Origin of the sequence: Desulfosporosinus sp., from assembly GCF_014237355.1 — a bacterium.
In the GTDB taxonomy this organism is placed as follows: Bacteria; Bacillota; Desulfitobacteriia; order Desulfitobacteriales; family Desulfitobacteriaceae; genus Desulfosporosinus.
The window spans coordinates 12,008-30,300 of record NZ_JABZFS010000064.1; the positions used below are offsets into that span (position 1 = coordinate 12,008).

Genomic DNA, 18,293 nt, shown 5'->3' on the forward strand with positions numbered 1-18,293 from the left:
TATGGTTTTGTGAACTTTAATTCGATCTAATTTTTAAGCCCTTGTCATTATGGTTTAAGTTTATTAATTCATTGTACCGTTACTTATCAAAGTGATTTAAGAGTAGGAGATGATATTTTTGAATAAGAGAATTAAATCGATAGTATTTTTAGGTCTAACTTCTATTGCCATATTAGGTCTAGCTGGTTGCGGTAGCCAAACAAAAGACATGATGAATACTAGCAATATGACCCAATATATGACGAGCAATCCAACGGCTATGATGGATGTTTTAAGCTCACCTGATGCTCGCCAGTCCATGGTTAAAGTAATGGGGTCTTCACAAATGGTGCCTGTCATGATGGAAATGATGAAAAATAGTGATGTTCAAAAAAACATGATAAGTATAATGGGAAGTAGCGAAAGTAAAGATAGCATGGTGAGTATAATGACTAATCCGTCAATGTTTAAGCCTATGGTAGAGGTCATGTCAGATCCTAAAATGAAAGCAACCTTCGAAGCTATGTTAAAAGACCCAGCTCTTCAACCCTTAGTTGAGGAAGTTCTAGGTACAAAATAAACTTTATACATTGAAGAAAGGACCCTGATTAATCGGGGTCCTTTCTTCATGGGAAACCTCACCTTCCATTTTTTCACTATTACTAAGTGACTACTATTTCCTTAGGAAGCCGAACGATAAATTCAGTCTCATGCCCAACTTTACTCTGTACGTTTATCGTGCCTTGATGGAGGTCTGTAACCTGGCGCGCTAGTGCTAGACCAATCCCAGTTCCTCCCGTCTCACGAGTTCGGGATTTATCGGCACGGTAAAATCGTTCGAAGATCAAAGGAAGATCGTCCTCAGAAATACCCATTCCAGTGTTCTTGATTTTAATATTAGTGGAGCTTAATGTTTGTGAAAGTTCGACGGTAACCCGACCGCCAGGATTCGAGTAACGATAGGCATTGTGTATTAGGTTATAGAAGAGTCTAGTCAGAAGATGCTCGTCCCCTGATGTAGTCACGGGCTCTTCCGGTGTATTCCAATCCAGAGTTATTTCTTTTTCCTGCAAAAGGGGATATAGGTTGCGAATAATTTTTTCAAGAAGGAACTTTATGTCCACAGGTTCAAGATTTAGATGTAATCCACCGATTTCGGCCACATTTAAGTCCTTTAGGTCACTGGACAAGTCAACAAGACGGTCAATTTCTTCATGGATAGAGGAGAGGTTTTCTTGATCGGCAGGAAGGATGCCGTCTTGAAAAGCTTCAATATAGCTTTTGATCGAGGTCAAGGGAGTGCGTAGTTCGTGGGCGATATCCGCAGTAAATTGTTTGCGGAGAGTTTCGTGTCGATCCAAATTATCAGCCATCACGTTAAAAGCGTTGGCCAGTTGACCCACCTCGTCTTTGGAGTTGATGGATACGCGTTCGTCAAGGTGTCCATGTCCAATACGATGGGCGGCTTGGGTTAATCGTCTGAGTGGAGCGACAAGTTGACGACTTGTAACGAAACTTAGAATAATCCCAAATAGGAGGGCCAGCCCCCCTGCGAAAAGTAAAGAACGAAAGACGGCGGATTGGAAGAGGATATCTTGGGGGTTAAGAATTTGTGCCGTTGCTGGGTAGCGGACCTCCGCAGTGGCTAAAGTCCCCAGGAGTCCTGTCACAGTAAAAGTTTTGGTTTTCCAACTTGTTGTGGTGTAGGAAGTCATGCCCATATTCATACCCATACCGCCTTGGCCATGCATCATATTATCCATGGGGTTTTCTAGCGTGGCAATAAGTTTACCGGATGGATCAGTCAAAGTAACTACTGTACCAATCGGCAGAGAATGACTTACTACATTCAGAGCCGCAGGGTCCCAAGTACCCTTGGCTTGATATAGGTCACTTAGACGAGAGGGTAAATCTTCTAAGGTTCTTTCACTCACCTGAGTTAAGTAATCACTAAACTGTTGTTTAAAAACAAAGTTCACGGAAAGCATGCTGAAGCTTAAGGTAATAAGTGCAATGATTAAAGTGGAAAGAAACAATTTAGTACGCATGTTATTCCCCCGCATTAGGGTTGAACTTGTAGCCCATGCCATAAACAGTCAAAATAATTTTTGGGTTGCTGGGTGTAATTTCGATCTTTTGCCGAATCTTCTTAATATGGGCATCAATCACTCGGTCATCTCCGTCAAAGTTGTGCCCTTGAACAATCTCTACCAACTGCCCCCGTGATAACACCCGTCCAGGGTGTTTAGCTAAGGCACCTAGAATCTTAAATTCGGTAGGAGTTAATGAGATTTCCTGATCGTGCAGCCTAATTTCATACTGTACATTATCAATGGTGAGGCCATTATCATAGGAGATCACGTCGGCAAGGGGGGTAGTTTCATTATTAACTCGACGTAATACAGCGCGGACACGGGCCACCACTTCACGAGGGCTAAAGGGTTTTGTAATGTAATCATCTGCGCCAATACTTAATCCCTCAATTCGATCTTCTTCTTCTACTTTAGCGGTGAGCATAATAATGGGTACGGAGGATATTTTACGAACCTCACGGCAAATCTCCGTCCCAGACATGCCAGGAAGCATTAAGTCAAGAATGAGCAGGTCAAACGGGTTTTCTTTAAACATGGTTAAAGCGACAAGGCCGTTAATGGCGGTGCTAACCTGAAAACCTTCTTGCTGAAGATAAGCTTTGAGTACCGTCGTAATCTTTTTTTCGTCATCAACTAATAAAATTCTCATAAATAAATAGACTCCTTCCAATTCTGAAACTAGAAACAATTGTTTCGTAATATTCGAAAATGGCCTCTTAATCTAAGCATAACCATTATAGTATTACATAAAGACATCCTGCAATTAGGGATAACCCCCCAGACAAATGAAAGTGCCTCTAAAGGTGGTTTCCTTCTGCAATTGTCTTAAGTTATAAATTGATTCGTAACCGGGCCGGTATAAATCTCAATAGAATGATACACAATAATAACCGAAATACATTTTTAGGGGGAAAATAAATGCAAACTACTAACGTAACCGGAACAAGTTCAACAGTAAATCAAATGCCAATGCCTACTGGTATGAATCCTACTATGCAGGCATGTATTGATGCTTGTAATGCCTGTCTTCAAGCTTGCGAAGAATGCTATGTTGCTTGTTTAAACGAACCTGATGTACAGGCAAGAATACACTGCATCCAGGTGCTAAGAGATTGTGCAGATGTCTGTTCTATGGCCTCTCAATACATGTCAAGAAACAGTGAATTTAGTCAGCAATTCTGCAACCTATGTGCCACAATTTGCGATGCTTGTGCTGCTGAGTGTACCAAATTCCAGGATACACACTGTCAGAACTGTGCTAATATATGTCGTACATGTGCAGATGAATGTCGCAAGATGTCAACCACAAAAATGTAGACGATAATTTACCTCTTAATAACACCATACATCACATTAGTATTAAAGCACAAGCAAACAATCGAAGAATTGATTGGATGCTTGTGCTAATTTAATTATTATCATATTTCGCCATGTTTCGCGATAGATATGGAATATAGTTGTTGAAGGGCAAACCACCGATTAACTGCATAGTAATAAACATTTATTTGTCTTAGGAAAAGGAGAAGAGGGAGATTGGCAAACAACCGAGTTTTGATTATGTTCATTATTTTGGGATTGGTGGGGATTCTTGATACCATCTTGGTTCTCGCACTTAATGGGGGTATCAATCTTGGAACGCTTCTGCCTGGTGTCCTTGGAGTAGCGATGCTCCTTTGGGGATTAAAGAGTGACTATCTAAAGCAGCATTTTTTAAAAGATGGCTTTCTAAGATTTCGACGGGTGATTCGTTTAAGCATCTTGGTGCTTCTAGCGTCTTTTATTCTAATTGAGAGCTTGTTGCTGTATAGTACCAAGGATCCAGTGCCAAGCCAAGTGGATTACCTCATCATTCTTGGAGCAGGCCTTAATGGAGATAAACTCTCTTGGACTCTTTGGGAACGGGTAGATAAGGGTTTAAGAATTCTACAGGATAATAAGGATATGAGAGTTGTTGTCTCTGGTGGAAAGGGGCCTGGAAAATGGATTACCGAAGCCGAGGCAATGCAGCGGTATTTGGTTGAGCAGGGCATCGCAAAGGAACGAATCATCAAGGAAGAACAGTCGACAAGTACAATGGAAAATTTCCGGTATACGCGTAAGCTTCTTGGGCAACAATCGAGTTATGAACCTTCTGAACCTGTTCTGGTCATCACGAACGATTTCCATATGTTTCGCTCGAAGTTTCTAGCAAGGCGTAATGGATTGAATCCAGTGGGTGTTCCTTCGCCAACGCCTTGGTATTTGAGGCCTAATGCTTATTTGAGGGAGTACTTTGCGGTTGTGAAGTCTTTAGTTCTAGATTTAGATTACACTTAGTTGGGGGAGACAATAAATCAAAAAACATCTTGTTTATGGTAAATGACTCATTAGGCCCTTCAGAATGGATCGCACAATTAGGGCGAGAACGAGTTATTATGGGATTCCCTGGAGCAGGCGGAAAGAGAAGGAGGTTGCCTCACCCAATTTTAAGAAATTAGCAAATTATAGCTAAACGGTGTATATATTAAGTAAGTTAATTATTCTCGTTAGTGAATGCAAAATGACCTATTGAACTACTCAATAAGGTCATTTTGCGCTTAAAATAATAGTGACGACTCATTAATCGATAATAGCCTCGTTAATTGGTATATCCTCATTTTCACGGATTTTACTTGCTACTTTGGCAAGAAGACTCGCGGAACGTTCTCTAACAGACTTAACTTCTGGATTGGAACCAGGATCAATGCCTTTAAGCCGGGAATAAATAAACGTAGTATCTGCAAAAAGTTGACCTAATATCGCGGAGTGTTCTAAAGAAGGTTTTACCGGGATCTCAATCAATATTGACGGTAACAATTCAGAAAACCTTTTATAATTGGCATATGCTAAAACTACTTCTTCGTCACCAAAATGTAAACCTTTATGTTCGGAATTTATTGGGTCGATAATCGAAGATACTAATGGATGGGTAGTGTAACCACGCATGTTAGTTCTCAATAAGAATATGGCCATTTTTGTCATACTGTTCCCTAATAAACCTTCAACATTCATATGAGAGTCTCGAGGTAATCCGAAAAATCTAGAAATTAATAAGTCGTTTCCTCCCTTATTAACCCCCTCGTTCCAGAATTGGATAAACTCATCAGACAATAACCCTAAATTATCGTCATTACAGCCTAAGTAAATAAGGTTTTTTGAAGAAAGTGTCTGATACAACAAAATATATTTCGCTAAAATAAATGGTAGTGATTGGGTATTTGTAATATCAAAAGCTCTAATTGCTGAATCAATATGTTTCCAATAGCCTTCCACATCCAAACCAGCAATGAACATAGGGGCTAGTAAAATAGGAGTCTTATTTCTTCCAAATCTTCCGGATACTTGATCAGGTAATTCAAGTATTAAATTCTGATCACGTTCAGCGAGTTGCCTTAAAGGTCCAGTGTTTGAAAAAACGATCCTTTTTGCTTCCCTTGGAGTGTATTCATGAATTTTGACTGTTTCTTCAGTAAGACTACTTCGAGAAAACTCAACAAATAAAGTATTATCAATCGTGGCATCATTAGGAAGTAACGAGAGACTTTTTGGAGAATCAATTATTAACCACTTCAGCTTAGGATTATCCGCGTTATTATTGCAAGAAGCAACGAAATGAGTAAATTGTTCATTTGCTCCTATCCCAGTCGTTACCATGTATTTTGGATATGTAGATCCAAAATAACTTTTTATCGTTTTGGTTATTACTGGAGCAACATTATTAATGAAATCAGTGTAATAACTTATAACATCTTCCCTATACATAGGTATGAAGGGATCATTTGGAAAGGTTTTAGAAACAGTCTCGAATAAGCTACTTAGAATCTCTGTGTGCTTATCGTCGATCGCAATAGTGTCAAGAAAGTTAGGGCAAGAGCTAACTTTAAAAAGCTCTGGAAAGGGGTTTAAGAAATTAGTATTATTACAAATACGGAAATCACTTTTGTTATTTTTCTGGTTTCCCAATTCGATTGACTTGCTAAGATTGAATTGGTCGATAAGCTCTTTAAAACCAAAGTCTTGAAGATCTTTTTCAATTTGATTTTTAGATAGGCGTAATACTTCAGCTAAGTTGTTAATTAGCATTTCTATTGATATGGCATTCTTTATAGAGTTTTGAAGAGCCTCAGCCCCAATCTTTTTGTCAGAATGTCGTTTTATCAAATTTTGAACCAAATCTTGAACGAAATTGTTAACCATGTTTCTGTTCTCTCTCTTCTAGTGTTTTTTTATAAATAAGCTTAATCATAAAATTCCTCCGATCATTATCATAAATATGAGAAATTATGGATGGTTCAATGACACAAAAAGTATACCGCAGAAAAGCTTATAATGCAAATTATTCCATTTAAGAATTGTGTTCATTTGAGCGGAAATGAAGAGATTTCGTACCTCCTTAAGCATTACTATTTTTACTTTATATAAAAAGAACACTTAAGTGTTAAAATAGTTCTCATAAACTATTGACATCGCTGGTTAAATAAATGTTTAAACTAGAGGGGATGCTCAAAAGTGAGAAAGATAGTCTTTGGTTGTTTACTCTGTATCTTTTTGTTTATACTTGGCTGTTCCACGCAAACATACCAAACTGTTGAAGATTCTATGAAGGTATCTAATATATCTTACTCGGAAATTATCAATGAAGAGGATTACGGAGAGAATGGTAAGATAGTATTTTATCGGGTTTCAAATCCAGAAAAGATTGGCATTGGTTATCTCGAAGGAACTTCATTAGGATATAAATGGATAGACGGTGTTGAACTTCTTCTATTTGAAGATCTTCAAATGGCTAACATAAATGAAAAAATTACTTGGATTAGTTCATATCAAATAAAAACTAAAAAGATTGCAACTGAAGAAAACCTAATTCCCATATATATGGGTTTGGTTATTGACCCAAATATAGAAAAAGTAATTGTTAAAGCAGAGTTGGGTACTCCTTTTTCAATAAAAGAAGACATTACGGTTGAAGCAAGAATCTTACAATACAAAGATTCAAGAATTTGGTACGTATTAAATCCAAAAGATAATTTAATGAAACTATATCAAGGTCCATTTAAAATATTAGGCCTTTCTAAAGATGGAGATACGTTAACAATCGATATCTTAAAAAAGGCTACCGTATCATCGTCTAAAGGAAACGGAAGTAATTAATCATCCTATCAAGAAGAACCCTGGATTTCTTCTTTGTAGCAATATTCCTGGCGGTCCTACTTTACTTCATTAAAAACGAAACAAAAAACGATGCTAGTTACTTCTTTAATTGGACTTGTTTTACATGCGGGTTATTACTGATTATTTCATAAAACAAATCATAGGGGAGATTACATAGTAACAGCGCATTCTCCTAATTAAGCGTAAGATATCCAGGCTCTTAGGGAGGGACAAATGAAAATAAGACCTAAGTTAAGTAACGTTGAGCAAAACCAGATTAGTTTATCTAACAATAATATGAAACTAAAGCAAGAAAATGGAGATTACGCCACTCAAGTAGCGGAATTGAAGGGCGAGATCGAAAAACTATTCGACTCTGATAAAATTGCGATGCGGGAATTACAGCGTGAAGGATTTACTGGTCAACTGAAAGACATCGTTGCAGATCTTAAGAAGCATAGCGAGTTGATTCCTTACAAGGGGATTAAGGGTGGCACAATGGGGTTTTATAGTGACAATGACATACATGTTCTTACAGATAAATGGGTATTGGCATATTTTGAAGATGGACATATTTCGGGATACATGTTATTAAGATACGACACAAATGAAGGAGCTATCTCATGGAAGGTAATTGATTCCTACATAAGTGTATAAGGGTATTAGGAGAATAGAAGACGGCAACCATGACCTTGTAAAACCTATCTCATTGGATATCTATAGATAAACCTGTAGATGATGATGTTGAACCGATCCTATAGTTGGACTCATTAGCAGGATTATGCATGTAACACAGGGGAGTGGATTAGTGAATTGGAATTGATAATAGGTGTAATCCTTTTTATTTTCGGGTTTGGTCTAATTCTTTTATCTTACCAAGGATGGTATATCGATTGGGTTAAGGAAAGAATTCCAATGGAAAGATATAGGCTTATTCTAGCAGAACGCGCTTCAGGAGTTGCACTATTGATTTTAGGACTTCTACAAACAATGAAGGCTCTGAGATAAGCGTAGAGTACTTATTATGGGTTTTGAGGATAGACTCCTTGAGATTAGTATGATTAGATGTAGAGATCTAGCCATCTAGCATTTACTACATGGCACCCTACGTCGGATGCTTCAATGGGTCTAGGGTCATGGCTTCTATGATGTATTCCTTTTAGGTCAACGGGGGTTGATATTAACTAAACAACCACCTTGGGGTGGTCAATTTTTGGCCGTCAAGGTGGTAAACTTTACTATTTGTTTGACACAACTAAATAAACACATGAAATATTCTCCAAACAAATAGCAGGTATTCTCGATATGTACATTCCTGGCTTAAATAAAGGCGTATCATCCGTAGAAGATATCAAGAGCGTATTCGTCAATGGACTCTGAAAACTTACAAACATAACAGGTGAGAAAATGGGCTTTTATTGGGTAGGATTCATCTTTTGGAGTTCATTGGTTGTACTTTGTTGCTATCTTTTTACGGACTATGGAAAACTTCCTGGAAGTCACTATTTTACTACCAAGTCTCTATTTTGGCAGCGCTGAAAATTGGATAGCTAGTGGACTGGAAAACATCGGCAAGATTATTCTTTGACGGCGTTGACCAACTCATTCTATATAAGCATAAAAAACAAAAAAGGCAAATTGATTTATCAATTTACCCTTAAACCCTTATGTGGTGCGGTCGAGAGGACTTGAACCTCCATGCCCTTGCGAGCACTAGAACCTGAATCTAGGGATGTGTCACTCCTGACACCGCATCATCGCTAGGCTGAGCAAATCGGCGAGAATTGAAGGGTGAAATTTATTTATGGTTTGTTTGTATAACTAAATGACACTAATTCACTTCTTTTACCTAAGCGTGTGTGTAAAATGTGTGTACACACGGACAAAAAAATGAGCTGAGGAATGTTATCCTAGCTCCGTTTTCTTTGTTTCTTCAATTTGCTTTGAAAATGCTCCCTCAATTACAATAGATGCTTGACGGTCCATATCGGGTAGGACGTGCTGGTAAATCTCTCTGGTAATTTGTACTTGACTGTGGCCCAATCTTTGAGAGGCCACCTTGTCTGGAACCCCATACTTCATCATGATGATAGCATTATAATGCCTTAAATCATGAAAACGCATAGGGGGTAGGTTATGTCTTGCTAAAAGTTTTTTGAAGTGTTTACTGTAGGCATCAGGCTGGAATTCGCTAAAAATCAATTCTGGAACTATTTTGAGAGTCGATAAGTACGCGTTGATCGAAGTGGTAACGAACTCGGGAACAGAAATTGTCCTTGAGCTTGTTTCACTCTTGGGTTTTTTGATGATCCATTCTTTATTGAAGCGAACCTTGGTTTGAAAAATTGTTATTTTGAAATTTATCCGGTCAATATCTATAAATCTTAATCCGAATATCTCGCCTCTGCGCAGACCGCAAATCCCAGCTAGTAAGATAAGGACCCCGTCGAGGGTTCCTTTTGTTTCTTCTACCAAAGTGTCAAAACTCTTCTCGCTGCAAATCGCTGGTTTATACTTCTGTTTCTTAGGCTTCTTAACTCCTTGACACGGATTATACTTTATGGTCCGATTTGTGATGGCATCCTCAAACGCTCTATTTAGAAAAGAATGCAATTTTCCTATGGTGTTTTTTGATAATCCCTTTTTAACCTTGCCGTTTTTAAGTTCAATGTCTTTCATTTTTTCGTTATAGAACTCTTGTATCTGCATAGGTTTTATGTCTTTAATTTTGTGTTTTCCAAAGAACGGGTTAATGTGCACCTCTACATACATCTCATAAAGCTCGCGAGTGGTTACTTCCAAGTTCTCATCAGCATAGACTTTTAGCCATTTTTTAAGATATTGCTCCATCGTATCATTGGTTTCATTAAGGTATAAGTTATTGTTAATTTCATATTCCAATTCTGTGATCTTCGCCTGAAGTTCTCGCTTTTGCTGCCCTGGGGTTTGGTTAGAATCTCCGTAAAATACCTTTTGTTTACGAGTCCCATCGTTTCCTTTCGGCAGGTTTACAACCCCGCGCCAACGACCAGCTTTGTCTTGGAATATACTGCCCATAATTATTCCTCCTCAGGGGAGTTTAGAAATTGCAAATACCGAAGAGCTTCTTTTTTTTTAGATTCATCTAATTCGGCAAACAACTCTTGAATCTTTTCGGTTACAATCGGCTGCCTATCATTTGTAAAACCGAACAAATAATCAAGCGATACGTTAAAATGATCGGCAAGCTTTTTCAATACTCTTAATCCTGGCTCGCTTACGCCACGCTCGTATTTCGACAGAAGTGATTTTGACGAACCAATAACATTCGCAACTTCCTCTAATGTCTCATCCTTTTCCTTGCGCAGCGCTTTTAACTTAACGCCTATGTTTTCCAAAAGTTCCATGGACAAAACCTCCTTAGCTATTATTATATCAGTTCGGTGTCATATGTAAACACAATTAATAACAAAAGTGTCATAAAGGATAAAATATTTTGTTGACAGCATTCGACCCTAGATGTATCATGAAAGTGTCAAGTATGACACTTATACGCGAACGGAGGTGAATAAATGGTTATCAAGAAGAAACAAAAACCTTACGCAAGCCTTAAAGCGTTGCGAGCCTCTTACGGGTTATCAATGGCTGATATGGCTAAAATACTCGGAATATCAGAGACATCCTATCTTGCCAAAGAAAATAACAAGAGAGATTGGAGATCTTCGGAGATGTTCATGATGAGAAAGTATTTCAAACTCTCCCTGGACGAAATTTTTTTTGGCAAAGTAGTGTCATAGATGACACGCCGCGAGTTGATGAAAACGTTGGGTTATTGTATGCGAGGTGAAACAATATCGAAAAACGCATATGTCCCGAATGTGGCAAGCCAGCATACTCTGCAGATCGCGCTTACGTCTGGATCTGTCCGTATTGTGGTGCAGAGATTCCTTACCGTTCCGAAGCTGAATAATCGAGGGAGGTGGTAGCATGCTCAGAAAAATTCTTGAATTAGATGTGGGCTCGATGATTGACTCCGAATTTCGTGAAGTTCTTGATCTCGCAACCTCGGACATCAAAACCAATCGTGTTGACTTCGGCAAGAGGACAAGGCTCTCTGAGGTGGTTGAGATTGCGCGAATATGTTTTAGGGTTCAACAAAGAGGGAAGGTAGCTAATCAGCGAAAGGCGGGGTAAAAAAGAGAAGGGAGATTTCAATGGATAATAATTTAGGAGAGTACAAAGTGGCGGATCGCGTTCCGTGGTTCGTAGATGTCAAAGAACTCGGAGGAAGTATCGTCATGCACGCCTTTGCAGTTGGAGTCATTACTGCGATTATTGACGATCCCTATCAGACCGCGGAGGAAACGCTGCAAGAAATCCGCGGAACCTTGTCCGACTTGAAAAAAGTCTGGAGCGATGGTTCCATATCCAATGGGTATAGACAAGAAAAAGCCCTCCGCGCCAACGGAGAGCCCCGAAAAAAGAAGTCACTTAGAGTGTACCATGGTTTGAGAAAATCGTCACCATCAATCCTGAAGAAGTGAAAGGATTGAGGAGGTAGATGTTACGAGAAACGAATTTATTTTACACCGTAGATAAAGTGAAGATCGCGATTGAAAGACTGCAATACTTTATGCCACCAGAAGGCTATTACCTAGCTTTTTCTGGAGGCAAGGATAGTCAGACAATTTATCACTTAGCCCAAGAAGCTGGCGTGAAGTTTGATGCTCACTATAATCTAACGACCGTCGATCCGCCTGAGTTAGTCCGCTTTATCAAGAGGAACTATCCGGACGTTATCATCGAGCGACCGAAACTTACCATGTGGCAGCTGATCGAGAAAAAAGGATTGCCTACCCGCCTACACAGATGGTGTTGTTCCATCCTTAAAGAACACGGCGGCAAGGGACGAATATGTGTAACAGGCGTTAGATGGTCAGAGAGTAATGCCCGTAGCCAGCGAAGACCGTTTGAAATCGTTACGGCTAAGTCAGCAGACAAGAAACTCTTTAACGATAACGATGAAGATCGAAGGTTATTTGAAACCTGCTTACAAAAAGGTAAACGCGTCATAAACCCTATTATCGACTGGGAAGAAGCTGACGTGTGGGAATTTATACGGGGTCGCGGCTTTGAGTACTGCAAGCTCTATGATGAAGGCTTCACGAGAATCGGTTGCATCGGGTGCCCCATGGCAGACAAGCAACGAATTACAGAGTTTGAGCGGTACCCTAGGTATTTAGCAAATTATAAACGGGCCATTGCGAAGTTTTTACCAAACTATCTAGAGCGAAGCGTTGCTAAAGGTAAAGTGCCACAATTTAGGACCGTTGACGAAATGTACGAGTGGTGGATCTACGGAAATAAGCCACTAAACGAGGGTAACCAACTAACCTTTGAAGAATTCTACGAGGATGAAGACGATGGGGAGGATGATTTCGAATGAAAATCTCCAGGCTAGAAATCAATAATTTTGTGGGAATCTCGGAATTCAAGGTTGATTTAGGCAAAATAAATATCCTCACTGGCCGGGTGGGGTCTGGTAAAACCAGTATCATAGAAGCCATCGAAAAAGGTTTCAGCAACAAAAGCCAACGAGTTGAAGTCATCCGCCACGGTGAGGATGATGCGACGATCTTTATAAAAACGGATGATGGGCTGGAGATCGACCGTAAACTCCGGAACAACAAAGCGGATTATTTAAAAGTTCGGAAGGCGGGACAAGCCGTCCCGAGCACGGAGAAATTTCTCAAACAATTTCTCAAGGGTGACCTGTTCAAGCCCTTGGAATTTTGCACAAAATCTCCCACCGAACAGGCCAAGATTATTTTGAACTTGCTGGAGATCCCCTGGAGTATGGACGACATCTCGAACTGGTTTGGCGAGATACCGACAGACATTGACTATGAGCAGCATATCCTTCAAGTCCTTGGGCAGATTGTTAAACATTACTTCAGTCAGCGCGAAGTGGTCAATCGAGAAATCGGGGTCATTAAGGCTCAGGTGACGGGCTACAAAAATGAACTTCCCAAGAATTATGACGGGGAAGAATGGAGAGCAAAAAACGTTGCTGAGTATTATCAAGCGGTGTCTGATGCTGAGCTGCTCAATAAGCAAAGAGAGAATGCTGCAAACTTGATCGAAGGGCTGGAGGGACGCAAAGCTAGGATACTGGCTGAAGCTGAGACCGAAAAGCAGACCAAGCGAAACGAGATGAACCAAACCCGACATGAGATTGAGGAATATCGGCAAGAGACGGTTCACAAGATTGAAACCCTCAAAAATGCCATTGCCCAGAAAGATCAGAAGATGAAGCAGTCGGATGATGCCCTTAATCTCGAACTGGAACGCAAATATCTGCAACTGAGGGATGAATACGCAGTTAAGAAAGACAGGGCAAGGCAAGAGATCCAAGCGGTCGTCAAGGACCTTGAACAAGAAGTTGCTAACTATGAAAAAACGATCTATGGAAACGACTTGGAACTCACATCTCTCCAAGGTATCGAAGAGACCGCGCTGATCAGTATTAGTGAAAAAGTAAACGAGCGTATCAAGACCGAAGAGGCCAAGATCGAGAGTTCACGGAAGCTCCTTGCTGAAACTGTAGGAGTAAATGTCGAGCCCTTAAAGCTAGCCGCTGCTGAAGTGGCGCACATGCAGAGCTTTCTGCGCGATTACGATTTGATGACGAACCTGATCCGTGAGAAATTAGCACCTCGGGAAGAGCTCTCCAAACTCCTTACTGCCAGAATTGATAAGGGCCGCAAACTGCCTACAGAGCTGCTTAAGACGGCAGCCCTGCCTATCCCCGGACTTTCCGTGGACGGTGAGGGTCAAATCCGGATTGGCAAGACGCTCATTGACGGGCTGAGCGAGGGTGAGCAACTGCAGTTAGCCTTCAGAGTCGCCAAAGCCCAAGCCGGTGAGCTGAAATTAATCTGTCTGGATGGCTGGAACAAGATTAATCCCACGGAGCGGGCGTGGATTGAGAAGGAAATCAGCGAGGATGATTTTCAATATGTCGTAGTCTCGACTGAGGATGGAGACCTAGCTATGAATGTCTCGGGATAATCCGACAAGGGGGAACCTGAATGCTCGAACTGACGCAGGATAATTATCATAGCATCGCCGCAAATCTGGAATATATGTCGCGCAGCCAGTACACGGGATTTGTCTATGAGTGTGAGGCTAAAGAAATGGTGAAGTTAACCGGGGACTGGGTGGACGTAGCCACCACAGCTCAGGAGGTTGGTCAATATGTGCATAGCTGGAATGCCGGAAAGCAAAAGGAGTTTCAGGAGAATCATCCCAACATGTTTACCAAAGCGAATACCTTAAAAGCTGACTATCTCGTCGCCAACACGATGATTGACTGTCTCCAAAACGATCCCTTTGCGATGTCTTATCTTGAAGGTGAAAAGGAAAGGATCCTGACCGCCGAAATGTACGGCGCACCTTGGAAGATTATGATGAACGTTCACAGTATCCCTTCCCGGCGCATGGTTGACTTGATGACGACCAGAAGCATTATTGGCAAAGTGTGGGATGAGGCTGTTCATGGCTATGTATCGTTTATTGAATTAGCTAAAGCTCCCATCAAGGCGGCCATCTATGCGGAGGTCGAGCGGCTTGCTATGGGAAGAGCGGCCGAAGACTGGTCGGAGTTTATGGTTGTAGCCGTCAGTAAGGAGAAGTATCCCGATAAAGCAGTCTTTAACATGACGAATCCGACGAGAATAGCCGCCGAGCTGGCAACGTTCGAAGCAAATATGCCGAGAATTATTGCTCTCAAGGCTGGGCTAGAGGCGCCAAGAAGATGTGAGAAGTGTAACTATTGCCGGTCGACAAAAGTTCTGAGCCAAGTAATTCAGTATTCTGTAGGATGAACGTAACACTGTTTTGACAAAGGGGTGGCTTTCAAAGTGGCATGGATAGAATCAAATCAAGAACTCGCCAGGCATCCCAAGGCGATAAAGGCAGCGAGGAAGTTAGGTATTTCGGTACCAACTGTCGTGGGTCATCTGCATTTTCTATGGTGGTGGTGCCTCGAGTATGCTAATGATGGAGACTTATCCAAGTTTGACGCATTGGACATAGCCGTTGCAGCTGGTTGGGAAGGGGACGCTGGAGACTTCGTGACGGCATTGGTTGAGTGTGGCCCAGGAGATTCTATGGGGTTCATTGAACAAACTGACCTTGGCCTAGCGATACATGACTGGATGGACTACGCAGGAAGACTCATCGAAAAGCGACAGGCGAACACCAAACGAATGCAAAACGCACGTGCGAAAAATAAACATGTGCGCAACACAGGCGCAACACGTGCGACGAACGTGCAGGGGCTACCGTACCCTACCGTACCTAACCCTACCGAACCGTACCTTACAGTACCAAACCATAATATCATCGACGACGTCATCCCGTGCGAGGGTGAACTTGATTCTGAGAAGACAAGTGAAACGATGACGGAACCGGAACCGGTGGATCTTAAGCTTGTCGTCAAGAAATTTCCCTGTAATTTAAGATCGATCGGCACTCTAGCGGTTGAGTGGGCCGAAAAGAACTGGGGACGAATGATTCCAAAAGGTGATGCTGACTCCATTCTTGCCTGGTGTGATGAATTCTCGACTAACGGAAGTGAGGACCCTGACGCAGTGGTCATCGAAGGGCTGAAATATTGCCTTGATGCAGATGCTCGCAATGTGAATTACCTTCGTGCTGTGCTCACTGACTGGAGAGAAGCTGGCATCCTGTCCGTCGATCAAGTCAAAGCCCGCGAGGCTGAACACATCAAGCAAAAAAAATGCAAGAGGAATAAAGATCCGGGAGACAAACTACAGTCAGCCAAAAAGGAGTCGAGTAAGTACGAAAAATTCTATCTGTGAGAAGGAGAGGCCCTATGGGAAACGGCCTAATCTATGCGCTATTCTTGAACCACCTCAAGGGCTGCGGGGGATGCACAGGCAAGCGTTCCCACAGACGCTGTGATTACTCCCTTATGTGTGCCGTCATTGAGACGCTCGCTAAGAATGGGGCTATTAGCAATCCGAAAGAGATGTTACCCGATGAATAGCGCTAATTATGCGAATCGCGGAAAATCGCTGGAGTATCTGATAAACTTTGCGAACCAACAATACCTTGCCAAGCGAGTCGCACTAGTCCAGTACATCCCAACCGATTGGACGGTTATCAGGTGGGGGACGCAGATTATTTCTGCGTTCCCGGCTCATAAATCAACGGTGGACTACATCGGAGTCAGAAACTTCAAGGGCGAAACAGTGCCGCTCGCCTTTGATGCTAAGCAATGCATGCGAGTTTTCCTTTATCAAATATTGAGCAACACCAGCTTGATTACCTTGTCGAGTGGAGATCTATTGGTGAAACAAGTTTTTTCATCATTGAAATGATAGCGTTAAGGAAGATATTTCGAGTTGAGCTTCATGAAATTATGTCCTATTGGTTGGCTGCTGAAGCCGGAGGAAGAAAGAGTATACCCCTCAAGGACTTCGATAAGTTCCAACTAGTGGGACAGGCCGGTGGTATTGTCCTGGATTATCTGGGGGTATATTCGTGAAGGGTGTTCTTGGGAGACATCCCGGAAGAGATCGCTGATTTAGAATCATGCTAGACCAAATCGAGATTATCTTAGGCGTAGATACTTGGAGGATAAGGCAGAGGAAGTTGAGAGATTGTCCGAACGGATGCAGACAGAGGGAGGGAACAAGATTGCTAAAGTGGGGGAATAAATTCTGTTCGAATTCGAATGTAAAATCAGATGTTGACATCAAGCAGTTTTGTGAGGCGTTTAAAATGAGTGTTTCAGGATGGACTCCCAAGCGTTCCTTCTGGCAAAGAGATGGAGCAGGTTGCATGGAGTGCGGCGCTAAAGTTGTTAGGGGCAGCACATGCTTTATTTGTACTAGGTGTGGGTGGAGAACTGTTGAATAGTGTGCAAACAGCTGTTAATTTAATTGTTCGAAATGGAAGACGAAGTAGGGCCGTATTAATACGAGCCATGTTTTATTTGCTACTAGATTATGAGTCGAATCATAATGTAGTAAAAAAGCAGCGATTAAAAAGGATAGAGCTGCCAGGTTATTCTGCATGAATTTCGAGCGGCAGCAAAGTCCCTCTGGCATTCGTAACACGTGCGTATACGAAGATGAATCCCCTCCTGCGTCGATCATACTGCTCAGAAACTAGCAGCTTATGAGCTCAGCCAGGTTGTAGAACAGGAAGGTTTCATACGTTTTTTGTTTTTTCTCGTTATCTTGGAAGGAATTGAAAGAAAATTGTTGAAAGTGTCTTAGAATTAAATATTAAGTGACAAGAAAAGTACTAATTTAGGATGTAAAGTTTCGTATCCTCATTGTTGGGTGTCTAATACGTATCTGATTGCCTAATGGCTACAACTGGAAGTTAATATAAACCCCATGAAAAGCAAAATGAAAAATCCAATTCCTCGTATTTTGTTTCTAAGGAGTGTAATAAAAGTATGAAGATTACAATGAAAATGAGTAAAGGGGCTTATGAAGTAGCAAAGAAGGTGTATTCAGGACAATTGAATAGGAATGAAGGAAAGATAGAGATAAACAAGACTACGGGGATGAATGAGGGTTCTGCACAGGCTTTTATTACAATATTTTTAGCCATGATGAATGGAGAAGAATATAAAAGAGCATTTAACAATGATACAAATAAATTTCTACTTGAAAGTATTAGTAAAGATTATGGTGAGGAGTTTTTTCAAAATGCTTTAGATGCAGTTCAAAAACACATAAAGTATTACTCCAAATTAGGAAAAGGAAATTTGACAGGGCTACAAACTATTGTAAATCAAATGAAACAAGATTTATAATAAGCCACCATTAGGTGGTTTTTCCATGTTCGCGAGCCGATGGTTTAAAGAAAACCTGTTACCTAGAAAATGGGAAGACAAGCTGTAATAGCAGCCGGGGCCCCGCTCCACGGGAACCGCTCACATATTCGCGGTACCCACTCCGCTCGGACATTCTCATCCTGCAGTTGCCGCTCGCGTGATCTGCCCTAGCCGGGCAGCTCCCGCTCGCTGAG

22 protein-coding genes, 1 tRNA gene and 1 pseudogene are annotated in these 18,293 nt (G+C 41.3%); 18 read left to right on the top strand and 6 right to left on the bottom strand.

All coding sequences use genetic code 11. The features are described from left to right. The first annotated feature begins 109 nt into the window (after positions 1-109). Positions 110-559, top strand: a complete 450-nt coding sequence (locus tag HGJ98_RS14250) for a hypothetical protein (protein WP_291352074.1) — start codon at positions 110-112, stop codon at positions 557-559. A gap of 82 nt (positions 560-641) precedes the next feature. Here the strand turns inward: HGJ98_RS14250 and HGJ98_RS14255 are convergent, their stop codons facing one another. Continuing rightward, positions 642-2,027, bottom strand: a complete 1,386-nt coding sequence (locus HGJ98_RS14255) for an ATP-binding protein (protein ID WP_291352075.1) — start codon at positions 2,025-2,027, stop codon at positions 642-644. Between the two features lies 1 nt (position 2,028). Continuing rightward, positions 2,029-2,721 (bottom strand): response regulator transcription factor, encoded by a 693-nt coding sequence (locus tag HGJ98_RS14260; protein WP_291352076.1) that lies wholly within the window; start codon positions 2,719-2,721, stop codon positions 2,029-2,031. Between the two features lie 314 nt (positions 2,722-3,035). Here HGJ98_RS14260 and HGJ98_RS14265 point away from each other — a divergent pair, with 314 nt between their 5' ends. Both HGJ98_RS14265 and HGJ98_RS14270 read left to right on the top strand, forming a co-directional pair. Further along, positions 3,036-3,389: a four-helix bundle copper-binding protein gene (locus HGJ98_RS14265; RefSeq protein ID WP_291352093.1), complete on the top strand. Its 354-nt coding sequence runs from the start codon at positions 3,036-3,038 to the stop codon at positions 3,387-3,389. 240 nt (positions 3,390-3,629) lie between these two features. After that, on the top strand, positions 3,630-4,388 hold the full coding sequence (locus HGJ98_RS14270) for a YdcF family protein (RefSeq protein WP_291352094.1): 759 nt from the start codon (positions 3,630-3,632) through the stop codon (positions 4,386-4,388). A 282-nt stretch (positions 4,389-4,670) separates the two neighbouring features. Here the strand turns inward: HGJ98_RS14270 and HGJ98_RS14275 are convergent, their stop codons facing one another. Then, on the bottom strand, positions 4,671-6,287 hold the full coding sequence (locus tag HGJ98_RS14275) for a hypothetical protein (protein ID WP_291352077.1): 1,617 nt from the start codon (positions 6,285-6,287) through the stop codon (positions 4,671-4,673). A 312-nt stretch (positions 6,288-6,599) separates the two neighbouring features. Here HGJ98_RS14275 and HGJ98_RS14280 point away from each other — a divergent pair, with 312 nt between their 5' ends. The 4 genes from HGJ98_RS14280 (at position 6,600) to HGJ98_RS14295 (ending at position 8,829) form a co-directional block, all read left to right on the top strand. Beyond that, complete coding sequence (locus HGJ98_RS14280; RefSeq protein WP_291352078.1) at positions 6,600-7,241, top strand: hypothetical protein; 642 nt, start codon at positions 6,600-6,602, stop codon at positions 7,239-7,241. A gap of 234 nt (positions 7,242-7,475) precedes the next feature. Beyond that, entirely contained in the window at positions 7,476-7,898 is a 423-nt protein-coding gene (locus HGJ98_RS14285; protein ID WP_291352079.1) for a hypothetical protein, read from the top strand. A 156-nt stretch (positions 7,899-8,054) separates the two neighbouring features. Beyond that, positions 8,055-8,249 (top strand): hypothetical protein, encoded by a 195-nt coding sequence (locus HGJ98_RS14290; protein WP_291352080.1) that lies wholly within the window; start codon positions 8,055-8,057, stop codon positions 8,247-8,249. A gap of 442 nt (positions 8,250-8,691) precedes the next feature. Beyond that, complete coding sequence (locus HGJ98_RS14295) at positions 8,692-8,829, top strand: hypothetical protein (RefSeq protein WP_291352081.1); 138 nt, start codon at positions 8,692-8,694, stop codon at positions 8,827-8,829. Positions 8,830-8,911: 82 nt separating this feature from the next. Here the strand turns inward: HGJ98_RS14295 and HGJ98_RS14300 are convergent. The 3 genes from HGJ98_RS14300 to HGJ98_RS14310 all read right to left on the bottom strand — a co-directional run bounded on the left by HGJ98_RS14300 (position 8,912) and on the right by HGJ98_RS14310 (position 10,627). After that, a tRNA-OTHER gene (locus tag HGJ98_RS14300) sits at positions 8,912-8,994 on the bottom strand. A 152-nt stretch (positions 8,995-9,146) separates the two neighbouring features. Beyond that, positions 9,147-10,298 (bottom strand): site-specific integrase, encoded by a 1,152-nt coding sequence (locus HGJ98_RS14305; RefSeq protein ID WP_291352082.1) that lies wholly within the window; start codon positions 10,296-10,298, stop codon positions 9,147-9,149. A 2-nt stretch (positions 10,299-10,300) separates the two neighbouring features. After that, positions 10,301-10,627, bottom strand: a complete 327-nt coding sequence (locus HGJ98_RS14310; RefSeq protein WP_291352083.1) for a helix-turn-helix transcriptional regulator — start codon at positions 10,625-10,627, stop codon at positions 10,301-10,303. A 165-nt stretch (positions 10,628-10,792) separates the two neighbouring features. Here HGJ98_RS14310 and HGJ98_RS14315 point away from each other — a divergent pair, with 165 nt between their 5' ends. The 11 genes and pseudogenes from HGJ98_RS14315 (at position 10,793) to HGJ98_RS14365 (ending at position 18,078) form a co-directional block, all read left to right on the top strand. Next, positions 10,793-11,017 carry a helix-turn-helix domain-containing protein gene (locus HGJ98_RS14315; RefSeq protein ID WP_291352084.1) on the top strand — a complete coding sequence of 75 codons (225 nt, stop codon included), beginning with the start codon at positions 10,793-10,795 and terminating at the stop codon, positions 11,015-11,017. Positions 11,018-11,207: 190 nt separating this feature from the next. After that, positions 11,208-11,414 (top strand): hypothetical protein, encoded by a 207-nt coding sequence (locus HGJ98_RS14320; protein ID WP_291352085.1) that lies wholly within the window; start codon positions 11,208-11,210, stop codon positions 11,412-11,414. A 47-nt stretch (positions 11,415-11,461) separates the two neighbouring features. Beyond that, entirely contained in the window at positions 11,462-11,764 is a 303-nt protein-coding gene (locus tag HGJ98_RS14325) for a hypothetical protein (protein ID WP_291352086.1), read from the top strand. A 17-nt stretch (positions 11,765-11,781) separates the two neighbouring features. Then, the gene (locus HGJ98_RS14330; protein ID WP_291352087.1) at positions 11,782-12,666 is read left to right on the top strand and encodes a phosphoadenosine phosphosulfate reductase family protein; all 885 of its coding nucleotides are present in this window, start codon (positions 11,782-11,784) and stop codon (positions 12,664-12,666) included. Next, on the top strand, positions 12,663-14,291 hold the full coding sequence (locus HGJ98_RS14335; RefSeq protein ID WP_291352088.1) for an AAA family ATPase: 1,629 nt from the start codon (positions 12,663-12,665) through the stop codon (positions 14,289-14,291). The genes HGJ98_RS14330 and HGJ98_RS14335 overlap by 4 nt, the downstream gene beginning before the upstream one ends. Before the next feature lie 74 nt (positions 14,292-14,365). Continuing rightward, positions 14,366-15,106, top strand: a complete 741-nt coding sequence (locus HGJ98_RS14340) for a PD-(D/E)XK nuclease-like domain-containing protein (RefSeq protein ID WP_291352089.1) — start codon at positions 14,366-14,368, stop codon at positions 15,104-15,106. A 36-nt stretch (positions 15,107-15,142) separates the two neighbouring features. Continuing rightward, on the top strand, positions 15,143-16,105 hold the full coding sequence (locus HGJ98_RS14345; protein WP_291352090.1) for a DnaD domain protein: 963 nt from the start codon (positions 15,143-15,145) through the stop codon (positions 16,103-16,105). Between the two features lie 14 nt (positions 16,106-16,119). Continuing rightward, entirely contained in the window at positions 16,120-16,293 is a 174-nt protein-coding gene (locus HGJ98_RS14350; RefSeq protein WP_291352095.1) for a hypothetical protein, read from the top strand. Further along, a pseudogene (locus tag HGJ98_RS14355) lies at positions 16,286-16,794 on the top strand (Holliday junction resolvase RecU). Before HGJ98_RS14350 ends, HGJ98_RS14355 begins: the two are co-directional and overlap by 8 nt. A 282-nt stretch (positions 16,795-17,076) precedes the next feature. Beyond that, on the top strand, positions 17,077-17,328 hold the full coding sequence (locus HGJ98_RS14360) for a hypothetical protein (protein ID WP_291352091.1): 252 nt from the start codon (positions 17,077-17,079) through the stop codon (positions 17,326-17,328). Positions 17,329-17,715: 387 nt separating this feature from the next. Continuing rightward, on the top strand, positions 17,716-18,078 hold the full coding sequence (locus tag HGJ98_RS14365) for a hypothetical protein (RefSeq protein ID WP_291352092.1): 363 nt from the start codon (positions 17,716-17,718) through the stop codon (positions 18,076-18,078). Positions 18,079-18,293 lie beyond the last annotated feature (215 nt).

What these genes read in the sequence shown, in the direction of transcription:
- HGJ98_RS14250 (WP_291352074.1), top strand. Translation starts at nt 110, where the DNA reads ATGATATTTTTGAATAAGAGAATTAAATCGATAGTATTTTTAGGTCTA.
- HGJ98_RS14255 (WP_291352075.1), bottom strand. Translation starts at nt 2,027, where the DNA reads ATGCGTACTAAATTGTTTCTTTCCACTTTAATCATTGCACTTATTACC.
- HGJ98_RS14260 (WP_291352076.1), bottom strand. Translation starts at nt 2,721, where the DNA reads ATGAGAATTTTATTAGTTGATGACGAAAAAAAGATTACGACGGTACTC.
- HGJ98_RS14265 (WP_291352093.1), top strand. Translation starts at nt 3,036, where the DNA reads ATGCCAATGCCTACTGGTATGAATCCTACTATGCAGGCATGTATTGAT.
- HGJ98_RS14270 (WP_291352094.1), top strand. Translation starts at nt 3,630, where the DNA reads ATGTTCATTATTTTGGGATTGGTGGGGATTCTTGATACCATCTTGGTT.
- HGJ98_RS14275 (WP_291352077.1), bottom strand. Translation starts at nt 6,287, where the DNA reads ATGGTTAACAATTTCGTTCAAGATTTGGTTCAAAATTTGATAAAACGA.
- HGJ98_RS14285 (WP_291352079.1), top strand. Translation starts at nt 7,476, where the DNA reads ATGAAAATAAGACCTAAGTTAAGTAACGTTGAGCAAAACCAGATTAGT.
- HGJ98_RS14305 (WP_291352082.1), bottom strand. Translation starts at nt 10,298, where the DNA reads ATGGGCAGTATATTCCAAGACAAAGCTGGTCGTTGGCGCGGGGTTGTA.
- HGJ98_RS14310 (WP_291352083.1), bottom strand. Translation starts at nt 10,627, where the DNA reads ATGGAACTTTTGGAAAACATAGGCGTTAAGTTAAAAGCGCTGCGCAAG.
- HGJ98_RS14315 (WP_291352084.1), top strand. Translation starts at nt 10,793, where the DNA reads ATGGTTATCAAGAAGAAACAAAAACCTTACGCAAGCCTTAAAGCGTTG.
- HGJ98_RS14320 (WP_291352085.1), top strand. Translation starts at nt 11,208, where the DNA reads ATGCTCAGAAAAATTCTTGAATTAGATGTGGGCTCGATGATTGACTCC.
- HGJ98_RS14330 (WP_291352087.1), top strand. Translation starts at nt 11,782, where the DNA reads ATGTTACGAGAAACGAATTTATTTTACACCGTAGATAAAGTGAAGATC.
- HGJ98_RS14335 (WP_291352088.1), top strand. Translation starts at nt 12,663, where the DNA reads ATGAAAATCTCCAGGCTAGAAATCAATAATTTTGTGGGAATCTCGGAA.
- HGJ98_RS14340 (WP_291352089.1), top strand. Translation starts at nt 14,366, where the DNA reads ATGTCGCGCAGCCAGTACACGGGATTTGTCTATGAGTGTGAGGCTAAA.
- HGJ98_RS14350 (WP_291352095.1), top strand. Translation starts at nt 16,120, where the DNA reads ATGGGAAACGGCCTAATCTATGCGCTATTCTTGAACCACCTCAAGGGC.
- HGJ98_RS14360 (WP_291352091.1), top strand. Translation starts at nt 17,077, where the DNA reads ATGGAGCAGGTTGCATGGAGTGCGGCGCTAAAGTTGTTAGGGGCAGCA.
- HGJ98_RS14365 (WP_291352092.1), top strand. Translation starts at nt 17,716, where the DNA reads ATGAAGATTACAATGAAAATGAGTAAAGGGGCTTATGAAGTAGCAAAG.